This is a genomic window from Borrelia hermsii DAH (assembly GCF_023035675.1).
Classification (GTDB): Bacteria; Spirochaetota; Spirochaetia; order Borreliales; family Borreliaceae; genus Borrelia; species Borrelia hermsii.
In genome coordinates, this window is the sequence record NZ_CP073136.1 from 170,388 (window position 1) to 187,602 (window position 17,215).

The window sequence follows — 17,215 nt, forward strand, 5'->3', positions numbered from 1 at the left end:
TCTGCCTTATATCAAATTATCTTTAACAGAAACAATAAAGTTTTTATGAACCCATCCCTGAAGTCCATGATTTGTTTGAATAAGAACAAAGTCATCTTTTCTATTAAGTACGTAAACACTTATATTTCCTTTTAAAAATCGCCAGCTTCTTGAAAAATTATCAGGAACTTTATAAAGAGAAACTAGATCCCCTCTAATAATTCCAATTTCAGATTGCTGATCAACATAAAAGTAATATGTTTGAAACAATGTAAAACACGTTACAGATAAAAGCAAGAATAAAATAATTTTCTTTAAGTTTTTTGCATAAAATTTATAAGAAATAATCACTACTAAAACATTTATTAAAATTAAACTAATAATAAAGAAAATATTAGACAAAGTGAAACTATTGTTTCGAATATTCTCATTAATTCCATTCTTAGTCTCAATAAAATCAATCACCTTGTAAAAGGTATCATTACTTGGTGATGCAAAAAACGATTTATAAGCCGAATAAATTGCATCAAAATATCTATCCATTTTACTTAAAATAAGAGCTCTATTTAACCACAGTCCTGAGTAACTTGGATTCTTTTTAAGAATATTATCAACTTTATTAAGAGCATCATCATAATTTTTTGATTTATAATCCTCAATCAAATCATTTATATTGTCCTCTGACAAAGAACCATCGTTTATAGCATTAAGACTAACAGCAAGGGTTAATATTAAAATAACAAGCCCACAACCTGATGCAATAAAGAATTTTTTATATTTAATAAAAATAGCTAAAGAGAATAAAATTCCTGGTATCAAAATTAAGTAATAAGCAGGCACAAAGAATAAAAAAGTTTTATTCTTATACTTTAAAATATCATGGTACGAAAGCAAACTCAAATCTGAGAATAACTCTTGACGAGAATCATTACTCTTTTTAAATTCTCCAGAATATTCATATTTAAGTCGTTTACCCTCAAGTTTATAAACCTTTCCATCATCAGGATCTAAATAAGTAAAATCACCAATATTTAAGAATAAACTACCCTTATGATCTGGCTTAAGAGTATATATCTTAGATATGCTACCCTTATACCCATATTTTGAAGGTTCAAAATTATAATTTTTTTTATTATAAATAACTTTAGAGTTATAAGTCTCAATTTCTGGGAAACGGATATGTGGCAGATTTCCTTGTCCTGTAATTTTTATTAAAATAGTAAAAGTATCTTGATTAATTAAAGTTGAATTGGGAAATTCATAGTCAATTTTAAAAGTCCCAACGGCTAAAGACTTAACCTCATCAGGTATTGGTTTAACTTTCAAAGAAATACCAGGACTCATACGGGCAATATTTTCACCTATATTAAAAGAAACACTGGGAATAACAACTCCTTTTGAGCCTCTAAGAGGAGTTAAAATAAAATTATAAAGAGGTACATCCAAGATCTCTTTACTATTAAAAGTCCTATACTTAATATTTTCAAATATAGGGGTCCTATCAATCATTGCATCTTTAACAGCGCTAAAAGAACTAGCAATAGACTTCAAACTGTTATTCACAAGCCAATTGGAACGCAAAACAAATCCAACACTCTGATACTCATAAATTTCTTCTCTATCAAAATCCCAATATAATTTGACTGGCAAACCAAAGGACTGAAACTCATCTTTTCTTAAAATAACCACTTCAAACTCTGAACTTAAATAAACTTCATCATGATAAGTCACTTTTAATGGAGGAATCTTAACAAATCCCGGTTTATCAAAATCATATTCAATCTTTATTTCTGTAACTAAATTATCTCCATCTGGCACCTTAGATATTGAGGCAATCTCAGTGTTTTCATTTATATCTTTACTTATTTTAAACTTTAATGACTCTTCATCAATATCTTGAGGTAGATTTAATCTAATAACGTGAACAACCTTAGAACCTTGAAGCACCTTAGTTGATACCAAATAATCGGTACCAGACAAAGAATAAATTTTAAAATTTATAAAAAACAAAACTAAAAATATTACCAATCTTCTCGTGAAGATACAGTTTTTTCTTCTACGCTCGTTACCCATAAAACCCTCTCAAGACCTTCAATATACCTTAAAAAATTTTCATTATTCTCAATAAAATTTTGACTTCTATTAACACTTAAATTATTTAAATCATCTGGAATCGTTCTTTTCTTAATTATTGCAAGTTCAAGATTATATTTAGCATTATAACTTGCAGGATTGATCCTTAAAGCTTCTTTAAATGCCATTTCTGCTTTCCGATAAAGTCCTTGATTATAGTATATTATTCCCTCATTATAGTTTATATTAAAATTCAAAAAAAAATCATTATCTCTTTTTGCATACGAAAACATCCGAAGAGAACTTTCATACTCTCCTAAAGAATAATACACAATTCCAAGATTATAATAACCCCACGCAGCACCATGCTTATCATCTACAAGATTATAATAAGTAGAAATCGCGCCCTGATAATCACCTCTAATGTACTCATAATTGCCAATGGCCATAAGAGACATAGCCCTAATATTAGAACAAGATAAAAAAAACGTAAACATCAAACTCATTAACAAACAAATTAAAAAGTTTCGTCCCATTTGATAACCTTAACAAATACATACAATACTATAAATAAAAAAGAAATGGCTAAGAAAATCTTATATCTTAGAATACCAATAAGCAAGATATCACTTGAACTTTTTTTCATCATATCATTCCTTATCTCATTAATAACATAATTAGTTCCTTTCAAATATAAATTATAATAAGAACCCTTAAGAGAAGACGTTAGAAGATACAAATTATCCTCATTAAGCATGGATTTTACTATATTGCCGTCTTTATCTTTAACGCTTAAATTATTATCAATCAAAGGAGATGGCTTATTACTTCCAATCCCAACTACAAAGCTTGTAACATTAAATGCATCAACTAAATTAGGAAAACTATAATAATTATTCTCGCCCCATTCATCTCCATCTGTCAAAATTATCAAAAAATTATAATAAGAATTATCTTTTATCCCCCGTATGGCACTAAAAACTCCCTCACCTAAAAAGCTGCCAGGAGAACTTATTAACCCAGGCTCAATATAATTTAATATCTTATGCAAGCTAGCTTTATCCTTAGAAAATGGCAACACTAACAAAGACTTACCTTTAAAAATAGTAAGCGAACACTCAGCATTCTCAAAATTATTTAAAACCAAACTAATAAAATTCTTAGCACTCTCAAGTCTGTTAATCGATTTGCCCTCATCAAAGGTTAACATACTACGAGAAATATCAAAAACAAAAGATATCCTTAGATTTGCTCTCTCATCCTCAGTAGCTTTTTGCCCCCAAGAAATATCCAAGATAGAAACAATTAAAGAAACTAAACTCAATATAAAAAAGAAAATCATAAGAATTTTCTTTATATAATAATTTTTAATATAAGCATTATTAACATACATAAGACTTAAAGTTTTAAAAAATGGAAGTGATTTTCTAAAATTATAAACATATACAAAAAGAACTAAAAATAAAATTATAAACAAGTAAAAAGCATAATAATTGCCTATGCTCATAACACCTCTTTTAAAAAGACTTTAGAAAAAATAAAATAAAGAATTAATAAACAAAATATTATCAATAGAAATTCATTATAAACATCATCATTATCTACCGTAATTCTAACCTTTCTCTCCACATTTTCCTTTTTCGAAAAATCCTGGATTGCAAGTTTAAATGAAAAATCATCACTTACAGAATAAAAAAGCCCTCCTGTCTTACTTGCAATCTCAAGAAGCATACTAGGATCATAAACCTCTCTTAAGGTACCTTGATAAAACTTGCCAGATCTCAATTTAAACCCAACACTAAGCTCTTCACCGCTACCAATTCCAATAGAATAAATTTTAACATTTAATCCTTGAGCAAGATTTATTACCTGATCCTTATAAACTTCATCTGAATTCACTACACCATCTGTTAAAACAATCACTGATCTCTTAGGTGCTTCAGAATGCTTTAAATGAGAGAGAGCAATGGAAACCCCAAGTCCCAAAGCAGAACCATTTCCAAGATCCATAATATAAATATCATCTAACTTCCTAGAAAAAAAATCTCTATCAATTGTAAGTGGAACTATTAAGGAAGCCTCTTTTGCAAAAGCTACTAAACCAATATTGTCATTTTCTCTTTGATAAGCAAAATATTTAATCAATTCTTTTGCAAATTCAAATCTATTTTTAGATGAAAATTCAATAGCGCCCATGCTGGGAGATATATCCAGCACAATAACAATATCAGCTCCATTACTAAGATAAGTCATTTTTTTCTTCGAAATAGAAGGGCCTGCTAAGGTTAAGATCATAACTACTATCGCCAAATAAAAGAAAGTGTAAGTTAGGAAATATAACAAATTCAATCCATAATCCCTTAATTTTATAGAACCAAAATTTCCATAAACAGATATTGGAAATTTAACTTTTCCTCCTCTACGCTTAAAAAAATGGCTAAAATAAATTATTACTGGAAGAATTACAAGTAAAAATAAATATAAAGGCTCATTGAATGTTAACATTATCACCTCTATTAAATTCTTCAAAATTAAAAGCCGCTTCCCTTAAATCATCTAAAACAAACGACAGATTTCCACCTGATAAATTAATCCCACTAAACTTGCTAAAATCAGAGAGTCTAAGCATATTAACAAAAGTTGAACGAATTTCATAAGGAACATTAAGATTTTGCAAAATTTCAGAAATTTCTGTCGTAGTAATTGCATTAAAATCAAAACCTGTTTTTTTAGATAAATAAACTCTTAAAGACGAATTTAATAAATTATAAAAGACAACCTGTTCTTCATCACTCTTAATATAATTAGATAAAATAATCAATTGTTTCTGAAAAATTCTATAAGGCTTTCTCAAATTATGCTTCATTATTAAAAACACTAATAATTGCTTTATAAGCCTTAAAAATTTAATAAAAAAATAAGGAACTAATATAAGAGCTAAAATAAAAATAACAAAATACGTACTTGTTCCTGGAAGAAAAAGCACCCCCTCTATATCTTGAATCTTAAGAGAATCATCATCTGCAATTAACTTGCTAGTATTTATTCTTATGTTATTAAGAATTAATTTAAAAGATTTATCATTACTTATAATATCTCCAACATAAATGTGTGGAAGAGTATTGCTTCCAACATAAAATGAAACAAAATATATTATTATCTCCCCACTCTCAGGTCTGTAGAGAAGTGAATTAACCTCAACAAACTCATTCTTAATTTCCTCAAACTTGACAGGAACAAATTTTTCATCTTCACCAAGAATTAACAAAAATTTAAGCTCAACAGTATCTCCCACGTAATAACGAGTTGGAATAAAGATCTCATTTTTTATCTCATAAGAGAATAAATCAAAAGACAAAAAAAGCGCAACAAAGACAATTGTATTCTTCAAATACTATTCTCCTTTTTTAAAAGAGCTTTTAATTTCCTAAAAACATCATCTTTCGTACTAATTTCTATAAAATTAATACCTCTCTTTATGCATTCTTTTCTCCATTTGATTTTATCTAGTGTCCAATAATTTTTATAACTATTCAATATCGTTTTACTAAATCCTGAAGCCAAAAAATCCTCACAAGTTTCAATATCTTCATAGGTTAAAACTCCATATTGAGGAAGATTTTCATCAAAAAAATCTGTAAGTCTTATTGCAATAATATTATGACGTTTACTAAGAACGGTTAAAGATTTAAAATAATCATTGGCCTTAAAATCCGAAATAATAATAATTAAAGATCTTTTCTTATAATATTCGGCTGTATTTTTAAACACATAAGTTAAATTACTCCCCCTTTTAAGCTGCCTATTTATTGTCTCATTTAAAATTCGTCCTAAATGCGAATGTCCCTTTCTAGATGAAATAAACTTATCCGTCTCACTTGAAAAAAAAGTTATACCTATCTTATCATTATTAAAAAATGCCATATGAGCAAAAATAGAAACTAACAAATCCTGAATTTCTTTTTTATTAACCAAGCTTCCCAGACTCATTGAAAGAGAATTATCAACGAGCAGATGAAGATTCATTCCCTTATCTTCCTTAAAAACCTTTGAAAATATGCTATCCGTCTTTGAGCTAACGTTCCAATCAATTAATCTAGCATCATCCGTCTCCTCATACGGTCTAAACTCATGAAATTCAAGGCCAAGCCCCTTAAAAATAGAACGATATCCACCAAAATTAAGCTCCAAGAGCATTTTTCTGGAGAAAAATTTTAAAGCTTTTATTTTAGTTTTAGTGCTAGCATTTGATTCATTACTATATTGCATATTAAATTTAAACCCTTAAGGAAGTGCGACAGCTGAGAGAAGTATCTTAATAATATCATCGGTATTCATCTCTTCAACCTCTGCCTCATAAGATGGAGTAATTCTATGCCTTAACACATTATAAGCCACAGCCTTAACATCTTCAGGAAGAACAAACAACCGTCCCTCATAAAGAGCATTAACACGAGCACATTTAAGCAAACTAAGTGATGCCCTAGGAGATGCGCCAAATTCAATATATTTAGCAAATGGATAAGTTTTTTTGTCATTTTCACGAGAAGCTGCTATTAAAGTAACAATATAAAGCATTATCTTATCATCTACCTTAACCTTACCAACTATACGCTTGAGATCTGCTAAAGAATAAGCATTCATTACCTTTGCAACCTTAATATTCTCAAGCCCGCCATCAACTGAAAATATTTTAAGAAGCTTAATTTCATCTTGAATAGAAGGATATTTCACATTCACTTTCAACAAAAACCTATCAAGTTGAGCTTCTGGCAAATTATAAGTTCCCTCTTGTTCAATTGGATTTTGTGTTGCAAGAACAAAGAATGGATCGGGCAGCTTATGTGTTTCATCACCAAGAGTTACCTGACGCTCACTCATTGCCTCAAGAAGTGCTGATTGAACCTTTGCAGGCGCTCTATTAATTTCATCTGCTAAAATAATATTTGAAAATACAGGCCCCTTCCTAACCTTAAAAGTTCCTGTCGTACTCTTATATACCATGTTACCCGTAAGATCAGAAGGCAAAAGATCTGGGGTAAATTGCACTCTCTTAAATCCAAGATCAAGAACATCTGAAACTGTTTGAATCGTCAATGTTTTGGCAAGTCCTGGTACACCTTCAAGCAAGACATGTCCTTCAGTTAAAATTCCCATCAAAATAGCATCTATCATTTCTCTTTGACCAAGAATCCTACTTGCAACTTCTCTTCTAAACTTATTTATTAAACTTAATGCATTCTCTACTTCAGAATCTATTTGAAAACTACTTTTCATACCACTCCTATCGTACTAAATTTTTCATCAAAAATATAATATAAAAGATAAAACGCAAAAATAAAATCACTATTTATAAAGCAAAAGAAAATTCCTCTCTTTAGCGTCACTAATTGCTGATTCTTTTATTTCTATTTTGCTAAACAAGCTTTCAATATGACTAATTTCAAACTTAATCTTATCAAATCTTCCCTTATAAGCCATAATCAAACCCCCATTCTTTAAAATCAATCTCAAAATACTTGCATATTCTCTTATATCCCTAAAAGCCCTGATTGTAATAAATTCATATTTATCTTTCTCATCAGCAACATCACGTTCTAAAACCTTTACATTATCTAACCCAAGTTCTAAACTCATCATCCTTAAAAAAGTAACCTTTTTATTGCTACGTTCCAGAAGAACATATTTCCTAGAATTATCAAAAATAGCCAAGATAATCCCTGGAAATCCTGCTCCACTACCCACATCAAGTACTTGATGTGGATTATTATCTTTAATAATAGGAAATCCAACCACAGAATCTAGAGCATGTAAAAGTACTGCATCAAAGCGCAAATCATTCTTTGATACCAAATTAAACCTACTACCAAATAATAAAACCCTCTTTATATAAAATTTTAACTTATCAATACTTTCTGAAGTAAAGGACACTCCCAAATTTTTCAAAGAAAGTTCAAAATAATTTATCATAAAGCCAAATCAAGCACTACCTTATTTTTAGGATTTGAAAAATGTATAAGTAAAACTTGAATATCCGTATTTCTAACACCAGAAATCCTACTTGCCTGAGCAAGATTAGCTGGCTGAATTCTAGCAAATTTTTCCTTAGCCTCTCTAGATAAACCTTCAATTTCATAATTGAAATCAAGGGGCAATTTAATAAGCTCAAGATTATTCATTTTCCTAATCAAATCTCTTTGTCTATTAATATAACCTTCATACTTAATATCTAACTCAACCTGTTCAAGAATCACTTTTGAAGCATTCAACTTAGGATCTATATTAAGAAGATCACTTAAATTAACATACGGATCCTTTATAATATGATAAAAATCTTTATTTATATGTTTCTTTAACTGCAAAGTGCTAGCTTCCTTTTCCTTAAGACGCCTCTGCCGTAAAAGTTCCTTAATTTCTTCTACTTGCTTCTCCTTGCAAAAATATCTAGAATATTTTTCCTCACTAACAAGTCCAACCTCATATCCCCACCTAATCAACCTCTTATCACTAGTATCGTGTCGCAAATTAAGCCTATGTTCAGCCCTTGAGGTAAACATTCTATAAGGCTCCTTAGTTCCCTTAGTAACAAGGTCGTCAATTAGAACTCCAATATAAGAGCTAGTTCTTGGAAGTATCATTGGATCTTTCCCCTGTAGCCTAAGTGCTGCATTAATTCCAGCCATTATCCCTTGAGCTGCGGCTTCCTCATATCCTGATGATCCATTAGTTTGTCCTGCAACAAAAAGTCCCTTAATCCTTTTAGTTTCAAGACTTGCATATAACTCAATAGGATTAATATAATCATACTCAACAGCATATCCAGGTCTTGTAATAACTGCATTCTCAAGTCCATCAATACTATTGATCAATCTTTTTTGAATATCCTCAGGTAAAGATGAACTTAGCCCATTAAGATACATCTCTTCAGTACTTAATCCTTCAGGTTCAATAAATATTTGATGTTTATCTTTATCTTTGAATTTCACTATCTTATCTTCAATTGAAGGGCAATATCTTGGGCCATTTCCAACAATTTCACCAGAATAAAGCGGAGAGAGATGCATATTATCACTAATTATCTCATGGGTTTTTTTATTAGTATACGTGATATAACAAGAGAGTTGGGCTTTATCTATCTTAGTATTTGAAAAGGAAAAAGGAATAATATCAGAATCTCCAAATTGAATTTCTGTTTTTGCAAAATTTATACTCTTCCTGTGAACCCTCGCAGGAGTACCTGTCTTAAGTCTGCCCATATCAAATCCAAGCTCAAGCAAAATCTTTTCAAGACCACAAGCAGCAGGCTCAGAAATTCTCCCCATACAAGCTCTATATTCACCAATAAATATTTTACCTCTAAGAAAAGTTCCAGTTGTAAGAACTACAACACGAGACGTAAATTTATTACCTCTCTCCGTAATAACACCTTCGATTTTATTTCTCATAGAATTAAGCAAAAAGTCACTAACGGTATCTTGAAAAAGATCAAGATTATCCTGTCTCTCCAATGTTTCTTTTGCCTTAACTTGATATACTAACTTATCAGCCTGCGCACGCGGTGCCTGAACAGCAGGTCCTCGGCTTTTATTTAAAATCCTAAATTGAATCATACTAAAGTCAATAAGGCATCCCATTTCTCCCCCAAGAGCATCAATTTCACGCACCATATTTCCCTTAGCAAGTCCACCAATAGCAGGATTACAAGAAAGTTTACCAATTGTATCTAAATTCTGAGTAATCAAAAGCGTCTTAAAATTTAATCTTGCAAGAGCTAGAGAAGCCTCAATACCAGCATGTCCTCCTCCAATCACAATAGCATCAAAATCCATATCTATTTTCCTAAACAAAAATTCTTAAACATATTGTTAAGTACATCCTCACTAGTAACCTCACCTGTTATTTCTCCTAAAAGATTAATCACCTCATAAACGTCAAATGCCAACATATCATAGCTTATATCTTGTTCTATTTTATTTAACAACTCAATAATTAAAGTATAAGCCTTCTTTAAAAGTTCTACCTGACGACTTGATGATACGATAACATCATAAGCATTAATATCAATATAATCAAAACATGTCAATGACCTTATCTTATCATAAAGAGAATCTATGCCAAATAAAGTCTTGGTACTAATCTTAACTAAATTTGATGAATTGATATTACCTGAATTAAAAAAATCAACTGTCTGGCTATCTTGTTCTAAATCCATCTTATTTAAAACAAAAAGCACTTTAGAATGTCCCATATAAGAATCAATAAATTTTAAATCGTCATTTGTTAATCTTGCACTTAAGTCAATAACATAAAGAACTAAAGATGCTTCCTTGATTAAAGAATTACTCCTAACTATACCCAACTGCTCAACAAAATCACTAGTCTCCCTAAGTCCTGCTGTATCAAAAACGTTAAATAAAATACCATCAAGTTCAAAACTTGCTTGAATGTAATCTCTTGTAGTACCAGCATAAGAAGAAACTATAGCCCTATCTTCTTTCAGTAACAAATTAAAAAGAGAAGATTTCCCAACATTAACAGAACCTGCCAACACCAATGTAATTCCGTGATCTAACTTCCTTGCAGTATCATAAGAATCAATCAACCTCTTAAGTTCATCTCTGCTTTTTGAAATAACATCAAAAGGAATAACAACCTCATATTCATCGGTTTCATAATCAAGATGAACACTAAGTGCTGAGAGAAAATTTAAAATATCTTTTTTGATCAAATCAATCTTAGTAAACAAAGAACCTGAAAGGTTATTAACAGCAAGAGCATGAGTTTTATTGGTTTTAGCAGAAATTAACTCATTTACTGCCTCTGCTTTAGTTAGATCAAGTTTTCCAGCCAAAAAAGAACGAAGAGTAAACTCACCAGGCTCAGCCATTCTAAATCCCACTTTTAAAAAGAAATCTATAATCCTCTTTATACCAATAAGAGAGCCATGAGCCATAACCTCTATTGAATCTTGACCTGTAAAACTTTTGGGGGCTCTATAAAGGCAAACAACAACTTCATCTAATTTTTCACAAGTTTCTTTATCTATTATATATCCATAATGAATCGTATGACCAGGTGCCTCAAGCAGTCGCTTAGGATCTGAGAATATCTTAGAAAATTTATCAATTGAAGAAACTCCACTACTACGAATCACACACAAAGCACTACTAAGAAAAGGTGTAGCAAGTGCAACAATATCATCTTCTCTTTGAAAAAGCTTGCTCATAGACTATAAAAATTATAACATAGCATAAATGGCAAAGACTAACAATAAAAGGAAAAATTCAAAAACACAATACACAACACAATATATAAGATAAACAACTAATTTGTAAATATTATAAATTTCACTTATAATTTGTTCTATAAAGATGAAAATTAAATTAGAAACTGAATTGAAAAATACGCTACAAGAAGAAGTTTTTTTAGTAGAAAAAATATATGATATGTACCTCAATATAAAAAAATATCTTGATGAAAAAAATGAAATGATGTTTAAAGAAACAATAAATAAAACGAACATCTATCTTCACAAATTTAAAGATATAGAGAAAAAGAGAGATGAAATTTGGAAAGAATTTACAGATCATGAAAAATTTAAATCAACTTACATGGCTATAGAAAAACTGTGTTCGGTCTATAAAAAAGAAATATATAATTATTTTCATCGATTAAGAATAGGGGTATTGAATATTCAAAACCTAAATTACTTAATATCAAGCTACGCAGAAACATCACTTGACATTTTAGATCTAATTTTTAAAGATGCTCAAGAAAGTGTAGAAAATATCACCTATAAAAACCCTTATGGGCCAAAAAGCGGAAACTTAAATGAAGCATCCGTTTTAATAAACAAAAAACTTTAATTACTCAAGGAGTTTAAAATGGATTCAACATTCTCAGGAATAGAAATTGGAAAGAAAAGTTTATTTGCACACAAAGATGCTATGAACACAATTGGTCACAACCTAACTAACACCTCAAAACCCGGGTATTCAAGACAGAGAGTTATAATGAAAACTGAAATGCCAATTTATGCTCCTCAATTAAATAGAGCAAACAAAGCCGGTCAACTGGGTCAAGGAATGATGGTGCAATCCATAGAGCGAATAAGAGATGATTTACTTGACATAAGAATAGCTGAAGAATCGCATCGTCTTGGCTATTGGAATTCGAAAGATAAATTTATTTCTCTGCTTGAAAACATATATAATGAACCTGAAGACCAATCAATCAGAAAAAGATTAAATGATTTCTGGGATAGCTGGCAAGATTTATCAAGACAGCCTCAAGGATTGGCTGAAAGAAATATTACCTTAGAACGCGGACAAGCTTTCGCAGAAATAGTAAGAAGTAGATTCCACTCTCTTAATCGAATATACACAATGGCAAATGATGAGGTAAAAATTACAATTGAAGAGATAAATAACTATCTTAGAAATATCAGTGATCTCAATAGGCAAATTGCAAAAGCAATCGCCATGAAAGATCAGCCAAATGATTTAATGGATGAACGAGATTTAATAGTTGATAAACTAAGCAATTTAATTAGTATCTCCATAGAAAATAAGCGCGATCCCAATGAATTTTTAATTCACACAGAAGGTAAACATCTCATTCAAGGTGCAATCGCAAATGAATTCATATTGGAAGCAGCCAATGGGCCCACAAGAACCAAATGGAATATTTTATGGAATAATAGAGAACCTGCCAATATTAATACGGGAAAACTAGGAGCTCTTATTAATGTAAGAGATAACGAAATTAAAAACGAGATTAATGAAATAGATAACATGGCAATTAATATCACAGAGCTTGTAAATGAAGTTCATATCTCAGGACACGGTCTTGATCAAAAAAGTGGGAGAATTTTCTTCGATCAAGAATACAAGCTAACCGATGAGAGTGGACGATATGACAGCAATGGAGATGGTAAGTTTGATTCTGTTCATATATTCAAAATAAACAGTACAAATGAAATTTTCCCAGAAGAAAAGCTAGGATTTTCAGGAATACTAAGATTTCAAGCAATCAATAAAAATGATTTCATAGAAATACCCTACCTTACAACAGACACAGTTCAAGATATAATAAATAAAATAAATAACTCCAACTCACAAGTCACTGCAAGAATCAATGCAGAAGGAAAACTTGAAATTAAGGCAATTAAAGAAGAAGAGAGAGATAGTGCTATCTTTAGAATTAGATACATTGAAGATTCTGGACTATTTTTAACAACTTACACAGGCATTTTAAATGCATCGGGAGCTGAGGGTGCTTATAACTATCAAGACGTTAATACTACTAACCAACTAATAAACACAGCTAGCTACTCAATATCTCCTCTAAAAAATCCAGCCGCATGGCTTAAAGTATCTAAAGAAATTTCAGAAGATCCATCAAAGATTGCATCAGGAATTAGAACTCCAACAAACAATATGCCTATTGGAAACAATGAAACAGCATTACGTATTGCATCTTTTGTAAACTCACAAATCATGATTGGAAAGAACGTAACACTAAACGACTACTTCGCAAACACAACTTCCAATATTGCAATAAAAGGACAAATCGCAGAAATTACAAAAAATAGCCAAGAACAAATACTTAGAAGTCTAACTGATTTAAGATTATCAATATCTGGTGTAAATAAAGATGAAGAACTAGCAAACATGATAGAATTTCAACAATCATTTATTGCCGCAAGTAAATTCATCACCGTTTCTGCAGAATTAATAGATACAATCATAAATAAAATGGGAGTATAATATATGATAAACAGAGTAAGTCATCCTTTGACATATGATAATTTAAAAGCATCTTCAACAGATAAGGAAGTAAAAATAACAAGGCTTTTGGAAAGTCTATACCAAGGTGGCAAAAGAATTACAAGCTTGCGAGATGACCCAACAGGTGTCACTCATGCAATAAGATTAGACAGTGATATATTTAAGCTTAACACCTATGTTAAGAATATCAACAGTGCAAAAGGAAAATTAAGATATATGGAAGGATATTTGCAATCCCTGGCAAATATTTTAACTCGCGCAAAAGAAATAACTGTCCAAGGTGCAAACGGTACATACGAAGCTGATAATAAAAAAATGATAGCAAAAGAAATAAATGCAATACTTGAAGATGTCCTTGCAATAGCAAATGTAAAAGGGGCAGACGGATACAGCATATTTGCAGGAACTAAAATCAATGCTGAAGCATTCAAAATAACTAGAGCAAACAGAATAAACAGACTAACTCAAGATAGATCAGAAACTCAAATAATAAGAGTAGACTACAATGGAAATCAAGCAGAACGAACAACTGAAATATATAATGGAATTTATATCCCAACCAACTATCCTGGAAGCGAAATATTTTTTTCACAAAATCACTACATAACATCATCAAAAAATGTTAATGAATTTATTGTCAAAGAAAACACAAAAATCTATATTGATAACATTGAAATAACATTAACAGCAGGAGATACCGCCGCTGACATTATTGCTAAGATCAATGAATCAGATGCTCCTGTTGAAGCTACTCTTGATCGTGTTTTAAATTCAATAGCCATAAAAACAACGACACCTCATCAAATATGGATAACAGAAGAGGGTTCAACAGTACTACAAGATCTAGGCATTCTTACTCAAAATAATGATACCAAAGAACCTCCTTACAATATTGCAAACAATACTGAAGTTAGAAGTAGAACAATTTTTGATAGTTTAATTGATCTAAGAGATAATCTAGAGGAAAATAGAGAAGAGCTTATTGGGAGCAGAAGTTTAGCAGAAATTGATGAAAGTTTAAATAAAATTTTTGCAACATTAGCTGATCTTGGCACTAAAGAGAACAGACTTGATCTAAGTTATGAGAGGATTAGTAAAGAAATAATGGATATGAAAGATGATATGGTTAAATATACCAATCTTGATGTAACAAAAGCAATAACGGATCTTAACATGACAAGTTTAGCTTATCAGGTATCTTTAGGGGTTTCTGCAAGAATAATGCAAACAACATTATTAGATTTTCTAAAATAAAATGAAAAATGAATTTAGTATAAAATTTAATTTTCCTGATGGAATACTGGGATTTGAAGAGATTAAAGAATTTATAATTAAAGACTCTGAATACAAACCCTTCTCTATCATGCAATCAATAAACGGAGAAATAAATTTTTTAGTAACATCACCCTTTAACTTTTTAGAAAAATATTTGCCAAATATAGAGGAAAAAGATTGGTTAGATGTTCAAGCAGAAAATGAAGATGAAAAAGTCATACTATGTATAATCAACATGCATGTAAAAACCTATAAAGAAATAACGGCCAATTTAAAAGCTCCAATCATATTAAACAAAAAGAAACTAATTGGGAAACAAGCCATATCTACAAATGAAGAGCATTACCTTAGATATAGGGTCTTTAAGGAATAAATATGCTAGTATTATCAAGAAAAGCAAACGAAAGCATCAAAATAGACTCTAACATTGAAATTTCAATATTAGAAATAAAAAAAGACAGTGTTAAAATAGCTATAAAAGCTCCTGAAAATATTAAAATACTTAGATCTGAAATTTATGATATCATCAAAGAAGAAAATAAAAAATCAATCTTACAAGACAAAAATAACATACATAAAATTAAAAATTTATTTGATTATTTTAATAAATAAGAATTAATCTCGGCATCACTAAGTCTTACATAAAAGGGTCCTGATAAAATATCATCGCCCTGCCTGCTTTTTAAATACTTAAACTTACCAAGCTCTGTTAAAACAGTACCAAAAGAACCCATATCGCTGATAATCTTGAATTTATTTTTAAGTTTTTCATAAATAAATTCAATACCATTACCCACAATAACAAATTTTAAGTCAAGGTTATCTAAATACTTAAATAATTCGGACTTGGAAAAACAAAAAATTTTACTGCATAATTTATAATCCCTATAACATCCAAGAAAATACTTACCCGCTGTAAAGCCTAAAGTTAATGCATTTGATCTTGGATTCACTAGTCTTGCAAAAACATCAAAAGTAGGTATATTGACAAAAGGAACTGAAAGGCCTAAAGAGAGTCCCTTAATAAAACTTAAACTAATTCTCAAACCTGTAAAAGAACCAGGACCAGAAGAATTAATAAGTAAATCAAGATTATTAAGATCAATGCCACTTTCTAATACGAAATCATTAAATAATTTTGGAACACTAAGAGCGTAATTAATTTCATCTTTACTCTTAACTATAGAAAAAACCTCACCATTAATTTCGAAATGAATCAACAAAGTTTTATATGAATATTCAATTGCAAGAGTATTCATCGCTAAATTCTAAAATCCTACTAGTATCTTTTATTTTAAATTTTAAAAACATCAATCTATTCTTTGGCAAAACATCAATAATAATCTCTGGCCACTCAATAGCTATTACGGATGACATATCTAAAAGCAGCTCCATTCCACCAATAAGTTCAAATTCATCTAAAATATTTAAACGATACAAATCAATATGATAAAATTTAAAATCCACAAACTCATAGACATTAATAATGTTATAAGTTGGACTTGTAAAATAAGAAATGCCAAGATTTAAAGCCAAACCTTTTAAAAAAGTTGTTTTCCCAGCACCCATATCACCACAAAGACTAAATATCTTACCAATAGGCAAAGGATTAAAAAAAGATTTAGAAAAATCGATCATTTCATCTTCTGTTTTAAAAGATAATATCAAGGAAGCTCACCTTTTATATCAAGATCAATGACATGTCTCTTGATTGCAATCATTAAACTAAGAACAGGATAATTTAGAGAGTCTAAAAAATCAATAGTAATATGTTTTTCACCCAAAGGAGTTGCTTCTATCGTAAATTTCACTTGCTTAGTCTCGCTAGAACCCTCATACTCATAAAAAGCATCAGCAAAATATACGCTCCTATAATATATATGACTATCTTGCTTTCTAATATTATTAAGAGAAATAAATTTCACAACAGTATTCCTTTAAATAAATCCCAAGAAGCCAACATAGGAATATTTTCATTTAGCGCTATTTTCAAAGATGGGACTTTCATTCTTAACTTCTAGTTCGCCTATGCAACTATCCGTTAAAAAAATATTTAAATCCCCAAATTTAATGAGATGTCGCAAAAAATAACTCTAATC

At 30.2% G+C, this 17,215-nt stretch carries 18 protein-coding genes; 5 read left to right on the top strand and 13 right to left on the bottom strand.

Going from position 1 to position 17,215, the window contains the following annotated elements:
* Window positions 1-6: 6 nt before the first annotated feature.
* From bhDAH_RS00820 to mnmE, 10 genes are all read right to left on the bottom strand, one after another.
* Entirely contained in the window at window positions 7-2,052 is a 2,046-nt protein-coding gene (locus bhDAH_RS00820; RefSeq protein WP_012421944.1) for an SH3 domain-containing protein, read from the bottom strand.
* Window positions 2,001-2,588: a tetratricopeptide repeat protein gene (locus tag bhDAH_RS00825; protein ID WP_012421945.1), complete on the bottom strand. Its 588-nt coding sequence runs from the start codon at window positions 2,586-2,588 to the stop codon at window positions 2,001-2,003. The genes bhDAH_RS00820 and bhDAH_RS00825 overlap by 52 nt, the downstream gene beginning before the upstream one ends.
* The gene (locus tag bhDAH_RS00830; protein WP_012421946.1) at window positions 2,570-3,559 is read right to left on the bottom strand and encodes a VWA domain-containing protein; all 990 of its coding nucleotides are present in this window, start codon (window positions 3,557-3,559) and stop codon (window positions 2,570-2,572) included. Before bhDAH_RS00830 ends, bhDAH_RS00825 begins: the two co-directional genes overlap by 19 nt.
* A complete protein-coding gene (locus tag bhDAH_RS00835) occupies window positions 3,556-4,557 on the bottom strand; it encodes a vWA domain-containing protein (protein ID WP_025406297.1) in 1,002 nt (333 codons plus the stop codon). Before bhDAH_RS00835 ends, bhDAH_RS00830 begins: the two co-directional genes overlap by 4 nt.
* Window positions 4,541-5,443, bottom strand: a complete 903-nt coding sequence (locus bhDAH_RS00840; RefSeq protein ID WP_012421948.1) for a hypothetical protein — start codon at window positions 5,441-5,443, stop codon at window positions 4,541-4,543. Before bhDAH_RS00840 ends, bhDAH_RS00835 begins: the two co-directional genes overlap by 17 nt.
* Entirely contained in the window at window positions 5,440-6,321 is an 882-nt protein-coding gene (locus bhDAH_RS00845; protein WP_012421949.1) for a DUF58 domain-containing protein, read from the bottom strand. Before bhDAH_RS00845 ends, bhDAH_RS00840 begins: the two co-directional genes overlap by 4 nt.
* Before the next feature lie 15 nt (window positions 6,322-6,336).
* Window positions 6,337-7,329, bottom strand: a complete 993-nt coding sequence (locus bhDAH_RS00850; RefSeq protein ID WP_012421950.1) for an AAA family ATPase — start codon at window positions 7,327-7,329, stop codon at window positions 6,337-6,339.
* A gap of 69 nt (window positions 7,330-7,398) precedes the next feature.
* Window positions 7,399-8,022 (bottom strand): 16S rRNA (guanine(527)-N(7))-methyltransferase RsmG, encoded by a 624-nt coding sequence (rsmG, locus tag bhDAH_RS00855; RefSeq protein WP_012421951.1) that lies wholly within the window; start codon window positions 8,020-8,022, stop codon window positions 7,399-7,401.
* A complete protein-coding gene (mnmG, locus tag bhDAH_RS00860; RefSeq protein ID WP_043924397.1) occupies window positions 8,019-9,881 on the bottom strand; it encodes a tRNA uridine-5-carboxymethylaminomethyl(34) synthesis enzyme MnmG in 1,863 nt (620 codons plus the stop codon). Before mnmG ends, rsmG begins: the two co-directional genes overlap by 4 nt.
* A gap of 2 nt (window positions 9,882-9,883) precedes the next feature.
* On the bottom strand, window positions 9,884-11,278 hold the full coding sequence (mnmE, locus tag bhDAH_RS00865; protein WP_012421953.1) for a tRNA uridine-5-carboxymethylaminomethyl(34) synthesis GTPase MnmE: 1,395 nt from the start codon (window positions 11,276-11,278) through the stop codon (window positions 9,884-9,886).
* A 145-nt stretch (window positions 11,279-11,423) separates the two neighbouring features.
* Here mnmE and bhDAH_RS00870 point away from each other — a divergent pair, with 145 nt between their 5' ends.
* From bhDAH_RS00870 to csrA, 5 genes are read left to right on the top strand one after another with little or no spacing between them, the layout of a single operon-like run.
* Window positions 11,424-11,918 (top strand): hypothetical protein, encoded by a 495-nt coding sequence (locus tag bhDAH_RS00870; protein ID WP_012421954.1) that lies wholly within the window; start codon window positions 11,424-11,426, stop codon window positions 11,916-11,918.
* An 18-nt stretch (window positions 11,919-11,936) separates the two neighbouring features.
* Window positions 11,937-13,820: a flagellar hook-associated protein FlgK gene (gene flgK, locus bhDAH_RS00875; protein WP_012421955.1), complete on the top strand. Its 1,884-nt coding sequence runs from the start codon at window positions 11,937-11,939 to the stop codon at window positions 13,818-13,820.
* A 3-nt stretch (window positions 13,821-13,823) separates the two neighbouring features.
* Window positions 13,824-15,095 carry a flagellar hook-associated protein 3 gene (locus tag bhDAH_RS00880; protein ID WP_012421956.1) on the top strand — a complete coding sequence of 424 codons (1,272 nt, stop codon included), beginning with the start codon at window positions 13,824-13,826 and terminating at the stop codon, window positions 15,093-15,095.
* 1 nt (window position 15,096) lies between these two features.
* Window positions 15,097-15,489, top strand: a complete 393-nt coding sequence (gene fliW / locus bhDAH_RS00885) for a flagellar assembly protein FliW (RefSeq protein ID WP_012421957.1) — start codon at window positions 15,097-15,099, stop codon at window positions 15,487-15,489.
* A 2-nt stretch (window positions 15,490-15,491) separates the two neighbouring features.
* Entirely contained in the window at window positions 15,492-15,728 is a 237-nt protein-coding gene (gene csrA, locus bhDAH_RS00890; protein WP_012421958.1) for a carbon storage regulator CsrA, read from the top strand.
* Here the strand turns inward: csrA and tsaB are convergent.
* Genes tsaB through bhDAH_RS00905 form a run of 3 tightly spaced genes read right to left on the bottom strand, consistent with a single transcriptional unit; the run spans window position 15,713 to window position 17,041 of the window.
* On the bottom strand, window positions 15,713-16,375 hold the full coding sequence (gene tsaB, locus bhDAH_RS00895) for a tRNA (adenosine(37)-N6)-threonylcarbamoyltransferase complex dimerization subunit type 1 TsaB (RefSeq protein ID WP_012421959.1): 663 nt from the start codon (window positions 16,373-16,375) through the stop codon (window positions 15,713-15,715). The two genes, csrA and tsaB, sit on opposite strands and share 16 nt — an antisense overlap.
* Complete coding sequence (tsaE, locus tag bhDAH_RS00900; RefSeq protein ID WP_012421960.1) at window positions 16,356-16,784, bottom strand: tRNA (adenosine(37)-N6)-threonylcarbamoyltransferase complex ATPase subunit type 1 TsaE; 429 nt, start codon at window positions 16,782-16,784, stop codon at window positions 16,356-16,358. The genes tsaB and tsaE overlap by 20 nt, the downstream gene beginning before the upstream one ends.
* Complete coding sequence (locus bhDAH_RS00905; RefSeq protein ID WP_012421961.1) at window positions 16,781-17,041, bottom strand: hypothetical protein; 261 nt, start codon at window positions 17,039-17,041, stop codon at window positions 16,781-16,783. Before bhDAH_RS00905 ends, tsaE begins: the two co-directional genes overlap by 4 nt.
* Window positions 17,042-17,215 lie beyond the last annotated feature (174 nt).